11 protein-coding genes and 2 pseudogenes are annotated in these 14,037 nt (G+C 68.9%); 10 read left to right on the plus strand and 3 right to left on the minus strand.

The window, feature by feature from the left end:
* Window positions 1-85 precede the first annotated feature (85 nt).
* Window positions 86-2,146: a restriction endonuclease gene (locus ACIHCX_RS11845; RefSeq protein WP_400028793.1), complete on the plus strand. Its 2,061-nt coding sequence runs from the start codon at window positions 86-88 to the stop codon at window positions 2,144-2,146.
* A gap of 260 nt (window positions 2,147-2,406) precedes the next feature.
* On the opposite strand, the gene ACIHCX_RS11850 is transcribed toward ACIHCX_RS11845, so the two are convergent.
* Complete coding sequence (locus tag ACIHCX_RS11850; RefSeq protein WP_400028794.1) at window positions 2,407-2,796, minus strand: hypothetical protein; 390 nt, start codon at window positions 2,794-2,796, stop codon at window positions 2,407-2,409.
* 546 nt (window positions 2,797-3,342) lie between these two features.
* Here ACIHCX_RS11850 and ACIHCX_RS11855 point away from each other — a divergent pair.
* Window positions 3,343-5,121 carry a multicopper oxidase family protein gene (locus ACIHCX_RS11855; protein WP_400028795.1) on the plus strand — a complete coding sequence of 593 codons (1,779 nt, stop codon included), beginning with the start codon at window positions 3,343-3,345 and terminating at the stop codon, window positions 5,119-5,121.
* A gap of 59 nt (window positions 5,122-5,180) precedes the next feature.
* A complete protein-coding gene (locus ACIHCX_RS11860) occupies window positions 5,181-6,683 on the plus strand; it encodes an FAD-dependent monooxygenase (RefSeq protein ID WP_400028796.1) in 1,503 nt (500 codons plus the stop codon).
* Window positions 6,684-6,701: 18 nt separating this feature from the next.
* On the opposite strand, the gene ACIHCX_RS11865 is transcribed toward ACIHCX_RS11860, so the two are convergent.
* A complete protein-coding gene (locus ACIHCX_RS11865) occupies window positions 6,702-7,067 on the minus strand; it encodes a MerR family transcriptional regulator (RefSeq protein ID WP_400028797.1) in 366 nt (121 codons plus the stop codon).
* Between the two features lie 91 nt (window positions 7,068-7,158).
* On the opposite strand from ACIHCX_RS11865, the gene ACIHCX_RS11870 reads away from it, so the two are divergent.
* The 4 genes and pseudogenes from ACIHCX_RS11870 to ACIHCX_RS11885 all read left to right on the plus strand — a co-directional run bounded on the left by ACIHCX_RS11870 (window position 7,159) and on the right by ACIHCX_RS11885 (window position 9,204).
* Window positions 7,159-7,620 carry a hypothetical protein gene (locus ACIHCX_RS11870; RefSeq protein ID WP_400028798.1) on the plus strand — a complete coding sequence of 154 codons (462 nt, stop codon included), beginning with the start codon at window positions 7,159-7,161 and terminating at the stop codon, window positions 7,618-7,620.
* A gap of 29 nt (window positions 7,621-7,649) precedes the next feature.
* Window positions 7,650-8,047: pseudogene (locus tag ACIHCX_RS11875) on the plus strand (2-phosphosulfolactate phosphatase).
* A 113-nt stretch (window positions 8,048-8,160) separates the two neighbouring features.
* Window positions 8,161-8,316: pseudogene (locus tag ACIHCX_RS11880) on the plus strand (DUF4291 family protein); the annotation flags it as partial.
* 84 nt (window positions 8,317-8,400) lie between these two features.
* The gene (locus ACIHCX_RS11885) at window positions 8,401-9,204 is read left to right on the plus strand and encodes a hypothetical protein (RefSeq protein ID WP_400028799.1); all 804 of its coding nucleotides are present in this window, start codon (window positions 8,401-8,403) and stop codon (window positions 9,202-9,204) included.
* Here the strand turns inward: ACIHCX_RS11885 and ACIHCX_RS11890 are convergent, their stop codons facing one another.
* Window positions 9,205-10,680: an oxidoreductase gene (locus ACIHCX_RS11890; protein WP_400028800.1), complete on the minus strand. Its 1,476-nt coding sequence runs from the start codon at window positions 10,678-10,680 to the stop codon at window positions 9,205-9,207. It lies immediately after the preceding gene.
* Between the two features lie 533 nt (window positions 10,681-11,213).
* Here ACIHCX_RS11890 and ACIHCX_RS11895 point away from each other — a divergent pair.
* The 3 genes from ACIHCX_RS11895 (at window position 11,214) to ACIHCX_RS11905 (ending at window position 13,956) form a co-directional block, all read left to right on the plus strand.
* Complete coding sequence (locus ACIHCX_RS11895) at window positions 11,214-12,431, plus strand: PP2C family protein-serine/threonine phosphatase (protein ID WP_400029218.1); 1,218 nt, start codon at window positions 11,214-11,216, stop codon at window positions 12,429-12,431.
* 314 nt (window positions 12,432-12,745) lie between these two features.
* Window positions 12,746-13,213, plus strand: coding sequence for a hypothetical protein (locus tag ACIHCX_RS11900; RefSeq protein WP_400028801.1), 468 nt, complete (start codon window positions 12,746-12,748; stop codon window positions 13,211-13,213).
* A 71-nt stretch (window positions 13,214-13,284) separates the two neighbouring features.
* Window positions 13,285-13,956, plus strand: a complete 672-nt coding sequence (locus tag ACIHCX_RS11905) for a DUF4291 domain-containing protein (protein WP_400029219.1) — start codon at window positions 13,285-13,287, stop codon at window positions 13,954-13,956.
* Window positions 13,957-14,037 lie beyond the last annotated feature (81 nt).

Here is a 14,037-nt window from a genome sequence, read left to right on the forward strand (position 1 = left end):
GCGAGACGGCCATCGCTGGATAGAGTCGTCCCGTTACAACTGGTTGTGGGGACAACCAGAGCGCCTTGGGGAGGGCCCGCAACACATGAGTCGTCGCTCTAACGGTCTGGTCGGTGTCTGGGCTGAGGCGCAGCGGCAGCAGCAGCGCCGGACGGAGGCCGAAGCCCGACGGCGGCGACAGGAGGACCAGCAAGCACGGGCCCAGCAGCGGCGAGCCGCACAGAGCCACCGCGAGTACCGGCAGGCAGAGGCCCGACGCCGTACCGAGGAACTGGACGCGCAGGTCGAGTCCCTGCGGGGTCTTCTCGCCTCGGGCTGTCGGGCTCCGGCCTTCAGGGCCTCCTCTCTCACGCGCCGTGAGGAGATCGAGCCCTTCGCTCCGGGCCCACTGGCGCAGCCCGTGCCCATGCCGAACTCCGATCAGTACCAGGCGCAGGGCGGGTGGACCGCCGGCCGCCGAGCGCAGGCGCAGGCCGAAGCCCGGGCGCGCTTCGAGCGGGACTGGCACGCGGCGCAGGCGGCGGAGGCGCGGCGACAGCAGCAGCTGGCGTCGTACCAGCGGGAGTACCAGCAGTGGGCCGATGCCCAACGAGCCGAGGTGCGGCGGCACAACGCCGGGATCGTCGAGCTGACCGAGGGAGTGAGGCGCCGCGATCCCGACGCCGTGGTCGAGTACTTCTCCGCCGCTCTCTACGCGTCGACCGCGTGGCCGGAGGATTTCCCACGTCAGGTGGCAGCGGCCTACGACGCGGCGGCCGGGCAGTTGGTGCTGGACTGGGAACTGCCCGCCTACAGCGTCGTCCCCGAGGTCAAGTCCGTTCGGTACGTGTCCGCGACGGACCAGGACAAGGAGACCGCCCGGCCGGTGACGCAGCGAAGGGCCCTGTACCGGGAGGTCCTGGCGCAGTGCGCTCTGCTCGTCCTGCACGAACTCTTCGCCGCGGACGAGCCGGGCGCGCTGGAATCAGTGACCCTGAACGGGTTCGTGGACGGGCACGACCCGACGACGGGCCGACCGGGCCACATCCACCTGGTGACCGTCATGGCCCCGCGCTCGACCTTCGGCGACCTGCACTTGGCGCAGGTGGACGCCGGCAGCTGCCTGGCCGACGCGCTGCACGGACAGCTCTCGGCGCGTCCCGACCAGCTCACCGCGGTGCGGCCGGGTCGCCGGCCGCAGGAGGTGGGGAACCGTGTCGTCACCCATGGCAGCGACGAGGAACCCGACCTGTACGAGATGGACCCGATCGCGTTCGAGGAGCTCGTCGCCGAACTCTTCCGGGCCATGGGGATGCAGGCGGTCACCACCCAGCGCTCGAACGACGGCGGGGTGGACGTCGACGCGCTGGATCCGACACCGATCCGCGGCGGCAAGATCGTCGTGCAGGTCAAGCGCTACCGCAACACGGTGCCGCCCACCGCGGTGCGCGACCTGTACGGGACCGTGCAGGACGTCGGCGCCAACAAGGGCGTGCTCGTGACGACGTCGAGGTTCGGCCCCGGCTCACACACCTTCGCCAACGGCAAGCCGCTGGAACTGATCCCGGGAACCGAACTCGTCGACCTGCTGCACCGCCACGGGCTGAGCGGACGACTCGGCGACGGCGCCCGCCGGTCCGCGGCTCAGCCGGCACCGACGGTCGCGGACCCCCGGCTGCCCGCCGACCACAACGTCCTGGGCATGTCGTGGGCCGGAGGTGTCGCCCTGGACGTGTGCGCCCTGGTCTGCCGCGGCAACCGCGTCCTCAGCGACGACCACTTCGTCTTCTTCAACAACCCGCGGACCCCGGACGGCTCCGTGCGCGCCCTTCCCGGCAACGCCCCCGACAAAGCCGCCATCTGCGTCTCCTTCGACGCGCTGCCGGACGAGGCCGACCGGCTCGTCCTCGTGGCCGCCGTCGATCCGGAGGTCAACCCGGACGCCGACCTCTCGGGCTTCACAGACGCCCGCATCCGCCTGCTCGACCCGAGGCTGGCCGAACTGGGACGACTGGAAGTCTCCGACGGCCGGCCGCACGAGACCGCCTTGGTGCTCGGCTCCTTCCGCCGCAGGCCGAACGGGGACTGGGACTTCGTCCTGGGCGGCAGGGGCTACACGGGCGGCCTGGAAGAGCTCGTCCAGGATTTCGGCATCGAGGTGGAGTAGACGTGATCCACGTCAGTCCGCGCTTCTAGGGCCTGTTGCGAAAGTCCCGCCTGCCCCGCGACGCCATGCACGCTCCCCCAAGCTCTTCGAGCAGGGGGGACCCCCACTCGCCGCACCGGGCCCTGACCCGAGTACATCCAGTACGAGGGCCGGGGCCCGGCACTCCCCCAAGCTCTTCGAGCAGGGGGGACCCCCAGAGCACGCACCTGACGCCGCGAGGCCCGCCCTCCGGGCGGACGACGGGACTTTCGCAACAGGCCCTAGCCCTGGTCCCGGTCGTAGTCCTGGCCGGTGTGCCGGTCCGTGGAGAGCAACCACCGCCAGCGGTGGCGTTCCGTCACGAGGGTGGCGGCCACGAGGAGGGACACGAGCACGGCCGCGTAGCCGGGCCATACCGACCATGCGGCGATCACGGCGGCGGCGAGCTGGAGCAGCACGAGCAGGATCGTGACCGTACCGGGGACGGGGATGACCACCTGCGCCTTGTCCCCCGGAGTGGAGAAGACGGCCGGCAGCCCGATCAGCACCACCACGGCCAGGACGGCGAGCAGCCACGAGTACCTGGACAAGGCCCACGGGGTGGCCACCCAGGCGACGAGTTCCGAGGCGAAGCGCAGCGCGGATGCGATGCGGTCGTCCGGTTTTTCCATGGTCGCCCCCCATAGGTCGTGCGAACCGCCGACGGAAGATTTTATGACGCATCACGCGAGACCGGGAGCTCGGACGCGACACCGGGAGCTCGGCGGGACGCCGGGATACGGCATCACCCTGATGGACCAGAGCAGGACGTTTCGTCGAAACCTCCGACAGGCTTCCCCTACCCGCGGGCGCGCGACCAGTGGGCCGACAACGCCGTGACCGCGGGGTGCCGGCGCGTTCCATGGCGGCCGGCGGCCGCCATGCGCGGCCACCCTGGCGATGCGACGATCGCCGGGAACCGGCAGCCGACCGCACGGGCCCGAGCCCGCCGAGGGTCCCGGCTCGGAGGCCACTGGTGCCGTGCTCCGATGACCTGAGCCGAGGTGAGAAGCCCAGTGATCAGCAGGAGGCTCGTCCTTCAGGCCACTCTGGCGGGCGGAACGTCACTCGTTTCCGCCGCCGGTACGGCGACGCCGCGGGCTTCGCCGACGGAAGCAGAAGTCCTTGACCCGGCGGCGATACGGAAGTACGTGGCCGAACTCGAGATACCCCCCGTCATGCCACTGGACAGCGGGGCCGACCGGGACGTCTACGCGATCGGGGTCCGCCGGTTCCGCCAGCAGGTGCTCCCCCCGGGCATGCCGGCCACAACGGTGTTCGGATACGGCGCGACCGGCCACCCCGAGACGTTCCACTACCCCGCCTGCACCGTCGAAGCCCGGTACGGACGGGCGGTCCAGGTCAGGTGGGTCAACCAACTGGTCGACACGAACGGCGGATATCTGCCGCATCTGCTGCCGGTCGATCCCACGCTCCACTGGGCGAACCCACCAGGCGGGACCGAGCGGCGGGACTCCCACCCCATGTTCACCTCGACACCCGGGCCGTACGACGGACCGGTTCCCATCGTCGCCCACCTGCACGGCGCGGCGAACACGGAGGAGAGCGACGGATACGCCGAGGCCTGGTACCTGCCCGACGCGAAGGACATTCCCCGCGGCTACGCCCGAGTCGGCTCCTTCTACGAGGAGTTCGCGAAGAAGTCCGCGAAGACGGGCGGGGTGTCCTGGGGCCCGGGCGAGGCCGTCTTCCATTACGCCAACCGCGACCGGGCGGCCACCCTGTGGTTCCACGACCACACCCTGGGCATCACCCGGCTGAACGTGTACGCCGGAATGGCGGGCTTCTACCTGCTGCGCGGCGGACCGTCGGACCTGGGGGAAGGCGTCCTGCCCGGACCCGCGCCGAGGCTCGGCGACCCGCCCGGCACGCGGTACCACGAGATCCCGGTCCTCGTCCAGGACCGCTCGTTCCGCAGCGACGGGACCCTGTACTACCCGACGAGCCGGGCGCTCTCCGACGGTTTCAAGGGCCCGTACGTGCCCGGCAGCGACATCCCGCCGATCTGGAACCCGGAGTACTTCGGCAACGTGATGCTCACCAACGGCAGGACCTGGCCCGTGCTGCCCGTCGAGCCGCGCCGCTACCGGCTCAGGTTCCTCAACGGCTGCAACGCACGTGCCCTGATCATGAAGATCGTCGCCGACCCGCTGGCCCGCAGGCCGGTACCGGCACGACTCACCCTGTGGCAGATCGGGAGCGACGGAGGCTTCCTGCCCGCCCCCGTTCGGCGCGACCAACTGCTGCTCGCGCCGGCCGAACGCGCCGATGTCGTCGTCGACTTCTCCTCGGTCCCGGTCGGCACGGAGCTGTACCTGATCAACGAGGGACCGGACGCCGTGTTCGCGGGGGGAACGGTCGGCACGAGCTTCCCCGCGGCGAACCCGAAAACCACCGGGCAGGTCATGAAGTTCGTGATCAAACCGCTCGTCGCGCCGGACACGTCGACGCCTCCCGCACAGCTCACGCTGCCCCCCTTCGAGCCCCTGGGCGCGGCGGACCGCACCCGGCAGGTCAGTCTCGGCGAGGAGGCCTCGGCCCGCGTACCGGGCGTGAGCCCCCGCGAAGTCCTGCTCGGCGTCATCGGCCCGAACGGCAAGCCGAGACTACTGAGATGGGCCGATCCCGTCACGGAGAACCCCACTGTGGGGTCGACGGAGATCTGGGAGATCCACAACCTGACGAAGGACGCCCACCCCATTCACATCCACGAAGTGCAGTTCCAGGTCGTCGACCGGCAATCGCTCCCGGCCGGCACCCGACGCCTCCCGGAGGCGTGGGAGCGCGGCTTCAAGGACACGGTCCTCGCCTATCCGCAGGAGACGACCCGGGTCAAGGTGCGCTTCGGCCAGGCAGGCCGGTACATGTGGCACTGCCACCTCCTGGAACACGAGGACAACGAAATGATGCGCCCCCTGCACGTCGGCCCGGCCTGACACGCTTGGCTCGCGGCCTCGGCGAGCGGCATCGTCAGGCAGGACTGATACTGGGGAATATGCCCAAAACGGATAAGTCCTCTCGTGGTCCTTCGGAGGAGCACGAGACCTCGGTGGATGTCCTGGTGGTCGGAGCCGGCCCGACCGGGCTCCTGCTCGCCGGTGATCTCGCCAGGTCCGACGTGGCTGTCACCGTGGTGGAGCGACGCGATCACGAATCCAACCTGAGCCGCGCGTTCAGCGTTCACGCGCGCACCATGGAGGAGCTCGACGCCCGAGGTGTGGCCGACGAACTGCTCAGGACCGGCGCACCGGTCAGGTCGTTGCATCCGTTCGGCGGTGTCACCATCGACTTCTCCGGACTCCGTACGCGCTTTCCCTTCATGCTCATCACCCCCCAGTGGCAGGTCGAGCGGCTTCTGCTGCGCCGGGCCGAGAAGGAGGGAGCCACGATAGTGCGGGGCGCCCGGGTCACAGGGATACGGCACGACCCGAGCGGTGTCGACGTGGACGTGGCCTGTACGGACGGTGCCACGGACACGCTGCGGGCCCGCTACGTGGTCGGTACCGACGGGGTGCGCAGCATCGTCCGGCGGAGCCTGGGCATGCCGTTCCCCGGCAGGTCGGCCATCAGCTCCCTGATGCTGGCCGACGTGCTGCTCGACCGCGCGCCCGACGAGCCTCTCCACTTCGCCTCCAACGAACACGGCTTCACGTTCTTCGCGCCCTTCGGGGACGGCTGGTACCGGGTCATCGCCTGGGACCGGCAGCGTCAGCTGCCCGACGACGCACCGGTCACACTGGAGGAACTCCGGGACATCACGAGGCGCACCGTCGGTGATGACCTCGGGATGCACGACGCGCGTTGGGTCTCCCGCTTCCACAGTGACGAACGACAGGTACCCCACTACCGGCAGGGGCGGGTCTTCCTCGCGGGCGACGCCGCACACGTCCACTCGCCGGCCGGCGGCATGGGGATGAACACCGGGATGCAGGACGCCGCCAACCTCGGCTGGAAACTGGCAGCCGTGGTGCACGGCTGGGCCTCCGACGCGCTGCTGGACAGCTATGACACCGAGCGCCACCCGGTGGGGCGAAGGGTGCTGCGTGTCAGCCACGCACTCCTCACGGCCATCATCACCGAGTCGCCTGTGGTCCGGGCGTTGCGGGGCTCGCTGGCCACGGTCGCTCATCGGCTGGGTGTGCCGGAGGCGCGTGCGGCACGCGGCATATCCGGCCTCGCGATCACCTACCGCGCGCCCTGGGGCTCTCATCCGCTCACCGGGCGCCGCGTGCCGGACCTCCGTCTGGCGGGGCAGCCGTCTCGGCTGTACGAGGCCCTGCGTGAGGGCAAGTTCGTGCTGGTGGGCCAGGACCTCGCCGCGGTCGCCGCGCCTTGGGCGGGGCGAGTGGTGACCGTCTCCCCGGCGTCCGGCCTGCGCTCGACGCTGCTGGTCCGGCCCGACGGTTACGCCGCTTGGGCGGCCGAGGAGCCCGACCCGGACGAGCTGCGCAAGGCCCTGACGCGATGGTTGGGCGAGGCGAGCCACCGCGCGGCGTGAGATCCCCCGCCGCCTCGCTCACAGCCCTTTCTCGGACGCCCGCAGTGGGCATCCAGTGCCGACGCGCGCGGCCAGGTCGGCCCGTAGGGCGGCGAGCTCGGCGATACGGGTGTCGATGACGTGGATCTTCTCCTCGAAGAGCGTGGACAGCGCCACCGCGGTGTCCGGTGCCTCTCGCAGTTTCTCGCCGTTCCGTGCGATCTCCGACAGGGAGAATCCGAGCGCCTGCGCGGTGCGGACGTATTGCAGCCAGACCACCGTTTCTGGCGGGAAGTCGCGATATCCGTTGGGCAGACGCCGGCCTTCGACGAGGCCGACCTTCTCGTAGAACCGGATCGTGTCTCTGGTCATGCCCGCCTGCGCGGCAAGCTCCCCGATGCGCATGCCCCTCCAACGGATGCCGGGCTTGACCTTGGAGCGTACTCCACTGTTTAGCGTGAGGCATCGCTGCCGCCGGACCAGCAGGAGCCTCGTCGTGAGTCGTCTTCGCACCCCCGCGCATCCCACCTACCTCGGCGTCGTACGCGCGAGCGCCTGGTACGACCTGGCCGTCACGGCGGGATTCGCCACTCCGTGGACCTACGCGCTGGTACACGACGCGCTGTCATCGTGCGGCAGCGCTCTCGGTCTTGGCGCGCTGCCGGAACTCGACCTGTGGCAGACCCTGTTCGCCAACCTGATGGGCTCGGTGGTGGTCGTCTGGGCCGTTCTGCGCATCGTCAGGCCACTGCCGGAGCACGGGTTGCTCGACGGCATCGCCCGGACCCTGTTCGCGACGTGGCAGGCATACGCACTGGTCCACGGCGCGTCGCGGCTCCTGTGGCTGTTCTTCGGCGTCGAGGTGGCGTTCGGCATCCTCCAGCTTGCGCCGTGGCGGTGGGGCCGGAACGCAGACCTCGTAGGCAACGATGCAGGCACGGCCGACGCACGCCAATGAGCGAGGTGAGCCTCGGCGAGAATCATGAGATGAACCATCGATTCGTCGGTGTCCCGGAGTTGACGGACACTCCGCGTGTCGCAGTCGTCGTCGACGTGATGCGGGCCTTCACCGTGGCCGCTTGGGCGTTCGCGCGGGGCGCCGAGAGGATTGTGCCGGCCTCGTCGGAGGATGAGGCGTTGGCCTTGAAAGGAAGCCGTTCGGGATGGCTTGCTCTGAAGGACGGCGCTCCAGTACCCGGCTTTGACGCGGTGAACTCACCAGGTCTGGTCAAGCCGCCGACCTCGCCGACGGTCTGCGACGCGGATACCGGGGAGTGCATCGGGACGACGTCGATCTCTGTCTGGAGGTGGACCGGTTCTCCTTCGCGATGGTGGCCCGTCAGGAAGACCGTTTGACGGTGCTGCGTCCTGTGGCGGTGCCCTGACGACTCAGCCGACGCCCGATGACCAGCGGGGTCGTGGTCCGTCACGCGTGTCCAAAAGGAGACGTCAGGAAATCAATGGCCGACGGAGATCCGTCGGCCTCATCCTGTACGCCATGGAAGAACCGCACCACGGAATCCGCGCGCTCCACACGGCATCCACGGTCACCGTCTATCAGGCGTACTCCCCGGAGATCGGCATGCCCGCGGTGCGCGAGGGCCGGTTCCCCGCCGCGTGGAAGCGGGACCGGATGACGTGGGTCATCAAGCCACGTTGACAGACCTCTGTGCACCGACTCCGTCATGATCTGGCCCGGTCTCATAGCCCGGCCCACTGCACTGGTCAGCACGGCGCTGTGAGTGCCAAGCTGTCTACCGTGCTCGCGACTTGTACTTCGGACGGGCTGCCTCCAGCCGGTTGGCAGGCGACGCTCGTGCCGCTGCTGCGTGCCTTTGCCGACGAGGAGCCCCGCATCCACGAGCTGCGTCCGCACGGGTCCGCCCAAGGGAACTGTGTCGGCCTCGATCGCTGGTCCGACCTCGATGTCCTGCTCATCACCCCGGAGCCGGTCAGCATGGCGGAAGCCCTGGCCGAACGGATCCGTTCCCGCTGTGCGCCGGAATTTGCATCCAACCGTAGCGGTGACTGGCACCACTACACCCTCCGTGTGGTGCTGAGGGACCTGCGCCGAATCGACATCTCCGCCGCGGTCCCCCCGGGGCATGCAGCAACTGCCCCACGCGACAAGGCCGGCCCGGGCAAGGGCGGCCCTATGGATGAGTTGATCAATGACTTCAGATTCGACGCGGTCCTTGCCTCGATCAAGGCGGCACGCGACGACGTACTGATCGGCGGACACTTGGCCCTGCAACTCGCCAGGCACGTGCTGGCGGCCGCCATGCTGCTTCGCGACCGGGACGCGGGAACGACGCATCACCGTTTTGGCGGAACCAAGTGGGACGCCTGGGCATCTGTTCTTGGCTCGGCACCCGCCCCTTACACCAGACGCGGCACAACGGCCGCCATCAGGTACTACACGAACGCCTTGGCCGACCTGACGACGGCGTGGGATCCGGGTGCACAGCTCGACAACGGACCGCTGATGACGCTGCTGGACGCAGTGGACGCCTCGAGCCCGTCCACCGCCCGAGGCGCGTGATCAGTTCTTGTTCAACGTTCGCGACACTCCGGCGAGCACAGCGGTTGTCAACAGCCACCCGGCTGCGATGAATGCGTAGGCCAGCCATGCTGTCGCTCCTGTCCAGTACCAAGCGCTGCGCTGGCCGAGCCCTCCGACCGGGATCAAGAGATCAAGGGTGTAGACGAAGGCGTGAAACGGAGGCGTCTGACCCTGTTGAGTCGGTAGCGGTGTGTTTGCGCTGAAGACCACGGTCCCGAACACGGCCAGCGCGGCAAGCCAAACGCCGGCCAGCCACGGCCGGTACCCGTACCCGACGGTGGCGTCGAGCAGGTGCCCCCATATGCGTGCCGGGCGACTCAGGGTCCTCCTGCGCCGGCGTTGCCTGGCAAGTAGCACTCGTCGAGCGTCATCGTCATGGCCGATTCGTCGATACCAGCCCGCCAGTTGCTCGTACGGCTGCCCGGCGTATCCAGGATCCCGGCATATCCAGGCCACTCTGTCTTTGGCGGAGCTCGGCTGAGAGCCAACCTCTTCGGCCAGGGCACCGTAGGTGAACCCTTGCAGCCGCACAGTCCCCGGCCAGGCACCCAGTCGATCGCGGACGGTCAGAACCTGGGCTCCGCGCAGATCGATCAGGCCGGACGGCGCCTCGGCCGGGGTAAAGGCGAAGACCCCCGCACGCATCTGTGTGCAGTCCAGCGCGGTACCGGCGGAGTCGAGGGTGGCGCCGTCGAGGTTGAGGTGGTCCGATATCTGCGTGCCACGCAGGCTTATCGCCCCATGGACAGTGAATCCCTCTGACAACGCCAACGTCGTGACGGTGGCGTTGTCGGCGATGAGCGCGACGGCCCCTGGATGATGAATCCGCGCTCCCTCCATGTGGAGGCCACCGGACAGCCGCGCGCCGAGGAGCCGCATCCCTCCGTGCACAGTGGCTCGTCGGCAGAAGAGTCCGCCCTCCACGACAAGCCCGCCGGCGAACATCGCCCAGTCATCAGGCTGAGTAAGGGTCGCTCTGCTGAGAACCAACTCGCCGACTATCCGAGCGTTCAGGAGTGACAACCTGCCGTGCACAACGGTATCTCGCAGTTCGACACGGCCCTCGACACGGGCCGTGGTCAAGTCGAATCCGGGAACACGGCTGCCGTTCATCGAAATCGAGCGGGTTGCGGCCCCGTGGAAACTCACGCCGTGCTCGAACCAGCACCCCTCGAACCACAGCCCATGCCCGATCTCAGCGTGGCTGAGGTCAAGAGCTCCACTGATGCGCGCCCCCTTGAGGCGCAAAGCCGGCGCAGTACCCGGTTCCCCAGGATGTGCACCACGCAGCAGAGCGGCCACGACCGTGGCGCGGATCGTCCGGTCGACGCCCCAGCCATCTCCGGCCTCCGGGTCATCCTCCGATTCACCCGCGCGGAGGTCCACAAGACGACCAGTGGGGTAGGCGTCCCACAACTCACGTTCCGACGCGCTCAGTTCCTCATACGAATGCACTCGGGAAGGCTAACGGCTGTGCGACGCAAGTTGATCGCCTCCAGCTATCGTGCCCCTCTGCGTTCATCCCGCCCCAGCCCCTGAATCCTTGGCGTCCAAGACCGCGCTGATCTGCTCGGACTGCTGAGAGGGACGACGGGTGGCACCCGGTGTTCCCTCATCCCCGGTGAAGTCCGTGGTCACGGGCCTGGTGGCCGGCCTGCTCTGGGCCACGCTTGGCATGTCGCCGGTGTCGGCGATCGGGAGTGGAGCTGCGGTCTTCGCTGGGGTCTTTGGGCTCTGTATGACGGCCGTGGCTTACGTGAAGAAGCAGGGCAACTAGCGTTGCGTGGGGCGGTTCCAAGTCGAACCGCCCCCAAGCGGCCGCCCGTGTAGCCCTTGCCGCCGAGGACGAGGTGTCAAACGATCTTGCCTGCGCATGCGGTATGCCCGGTCGAGCTCAGCTGACCGCCCTGGCCGCCGCTCCCGCCCTCGTCACGGGCTTGCCTGACGTGAGAGGGGACGGGATCGGTGTGAGACTGGGCACGGAAGGGGTGATCTCCGTGTCGGACCCACCGCACGTGTCCTCCGGTCCAGACATTGCCGTTGACGAGAATCGGCTGGAACAGCTGATTGTCGAGGCGCAGACTGCCCTGCCGGTCGAACTGCCCGCCCTGGCGAATCAGTGCGCCTCGTCCCTCGGCCTGGACACCGCGCTGATCTACCTCGTCGACTTGCAGCAACGGCTGCTCATCCCACTCGACGAGGCTTCGGAGCCGCTGCCGGTGGACGGCTCGTCGGCCGGCTGGGCGTACCGCACGGTCTCCCCGCGGGTGGCCGAGGCCGACGACGGCTTGATCCTCTGGATGCCTCTGGTCGACGGTGCGGAGCGTCTGGGCGTTCTGGCGGTGCGGACCGCCTCGCTCGACGGGGTGCGGATGCGCCGCAGCCGGATGCTGGCCCATCTGTTCGCCATGCTGATCACCTCCAAGCGTGCCTACAGCGACTGGCTTGCCTCCCGCACCCGCACCGCGACCATGCGGTTGCCCGCCGAGATGCTGAGGGCCTTCCTTCCACCCCGCACCATCGGCAGCAACAGGTGCGTATCGACCGCGGTCGTGGAACCGGCGTACGACATCGCCGGCGACGCCTTCGACCACTCGGTGGTCAAGAACGTGCTGCACACCATGATCCTCGATGCCATGGGTCACGATTTGACAGCCGGCCTGACCACGTCGGTTGCCATGGCGGCTGCGCGCAACGCCCGCCGGGGTGGTGGCGACCTGGTCGACGTCGTCGGCGCCGTCGACCAGGCGCTCGCCCAGTGGCTGCCCGACCATTTCTGCACCGGCGTGCTGTGTCGGCTCGACGCCGAGACCGGGATGCTGCGCTGGGTCAATTGCGGTCACCCCCCACCGCTGCTGATCCGTGCCGAGCGGGTGCTCGCCGGGGCGCTTGACAGACCCCCGCAGCCACCGATCGGCCTGGCTGGCCCACTCGCCCCGGCAGCCCGGCAGGTCCACGAGACGACCCTGGAACCGGGCGATTGCGTCCTGCTCTACACCGACGGTGTCGTGGAGGCTCGCGACGCGGACGGTGCGGAGTTCGGTCTCGACCGGTTCACCGACTTCATCATCCGCTCCTCCGCCGCCGGACAGCGCCCGGCTGAGGTGCTGCGGCTGCTCATCCACGCCATCCTCGATTACCAGCGCAACCAACTGCGGGACGACGTGACCATCCTGCTCTTCGAATGGTGCCCGCAGCACCAGTGACGCGGTCTGCGCCGAGCCTCGCTGTGCTCGTGCGCGGTCTTCGGCCGGGTCGGATACTCGGCGCCGTCGAAACGTTCGCCGGTCCAGTGTCGACCCCGCCGTCTGCGCACCCTCCGACTGACGGAACGCCGGCTTGCGCCCTTCGGTGCAAGCGCGCCAGTCAGCCTCATCGCAGCCGAGCGACGGTGGAGATCATCGGCGGGATGACTGCGCCACGTCACGGGATTCCATGATGGGAAGCTCACGTCCGCCGCGCCCAAAGGCTGTCCAGACTCACCAATTGCGTTATGGCCCAGGCATGTTGGAATTCCCCTATGGCCACATCCGCTGACGGAACCACCCGCCTGAGTCCGGACGGGTCCGCGCATCAGCTGCGTGCGGAGATCGAGCGACTGAGAGACGAGGCGACGCGCCAGAGGACACTCGCCCATCGCCGGGCCGAGTTCTGGACCAAGACGGACATTGCCCTCGGTTTCCCCGCGGCCCTACTCGCGGGCACGGCGGGAGCGGCAGGACTGGCCTCGGCGGACGTGCGCGTTCCCGCCGCCCTCGCCGCCCTGGCCTCTGCCGGGTTTGCGGCGGGAGCCGGCTTCCTGCGCAGCGACACCAGACGCCGCGCCAACAAGCGCGCGCGGCACGCATGGGCCTCTGTCGAGGCCAGGGCCACGGTGGCACTGGCCCGGGAGCACGTGACCCACGAGGACCTGGGCGACCTGCTGGAATGCCGCCAGGCTGCGCTGGCGGCCTACGATGGCGAGGAGCCCCGGCCGGGGGCACCGTGATCCGCAGCCCTTCGGCTGCCGTCCCGCCTGAAGAACTCGGAGTGGACGACCTGTTCGGCGTAGCCGCCCGCGTGGAAGCGCAGCCGGGCGAGGGTGAGGATCTCCGGAAAGGTCGGCTACACCACACGGCGGGACGCCATCCACTTCGGGGGTTCAGCGGCCCGTTTCTCGGACTTGCCGGACGGGCACGGAGCGACTGTTCGTCGAGCCACTCCAGCCCCAGAACCTGCAGCCAGGCACAAAAGGTCTGTGAACACGGCTTGACGTGGATCAAGCCGTCGTTCACATGGATGATGTACCGCTGCGGCTGGGGCGCGAAGCCGGGACAAGAGACCGTCCTGGCTGTCGAGATCACCCGCGACGGCTTCGAGTGGGCGCTGCGCAACGCATGCCTGTCCAGTTACGTACGGGGGCTGCACCCCGACCGCAGCACCTGGCAACGCCAGTTGAAGCGTGCACCGACCCGTGTCCAGTGGGACCCCGAGCGCGATCTGCACCTGCGGCCCCTGCCGTACCGTTCGCTGCAACTCGGGCTCTCCGGTGAGGCGGCACGACGCTACGCGGACGAGTGGACGGTCTCCCTCAGCGACGTGACGCCGCTCGCCCGAGAGATCCACGCACTCGTCAGCAGCGGCGATCTCGACTCCGCGGCCCGGCTGCTGCCCGAGGAGCGGCCCTATCCCGCCGGAGACGAACTCTTGGCCCACCTGCGTGAACCGGTCCGACCGCATACACGTCTGTAGGGGCAGACAGTGGTCTGGCCTGCATTGACATGCCCGGGCTCAGAGCTCCCGGGCATGTCTGGCCCGCCAGGGTCGCTGCAG

This window comes from Streptomyces sp. NPDC052043, from assembly GCF_044548235.1.
In the GTDB taxonomy this organism is placed as follows: domain Bacteria; phylum Actinomycetota; class Actinomycetes; order Streptomycetales; family Streptomycetaceae; genus Streptomyces.

Excerpts from the sequence above, each read along its gene's own strand:
- ACIHCX_RS11850 (WP_400028794.1), bottom strand. The coding sequence starts at position 2,796 with ATGGAAAAACCGGACGACCGCATCGCATCCGCGCTGCGCTTCGCCTCG.
- ACIHCX_RS11845 (WP_400028793.1), top strand. The coding sequence starts at position 86 with ATGAGTCGTCGCTCTAACGGTCTGGTCGGTGTCTGGGCTGAGGCGCAG.
- ACIHCX_RS11855 (WP_400028795.1), top strand. The coding sequence starts at position 3,343 with ATGCCACTGGACAGCGGGGCCGACCGGGACGTCTACGCGATCGGGGTC.
- ACIHCX_RS11865 (WP_400028797.1), bottom strand. The coding sequence starts at position 7,067 with ATGCGCATCGGGGAGCTTGCCGCGCAGGCGGGCATGACCAGAGACACG.
- ACIHCX_RS11860 (WP_400028796.1), top strand. The coding sequence starts at position 5,181 with ATGCCCAAAACGGATAAGTCCTCTCGTGGTCCTTCGGAGGAGCACGAG.
- ACIHCX_RS11900 (WP_400028801.1), top strand. The coding sequence starts at position 12,746 with ATGGCCACATCCGCTGACGGAACCACCCGCCTGAGTCCGGACGGGTCC.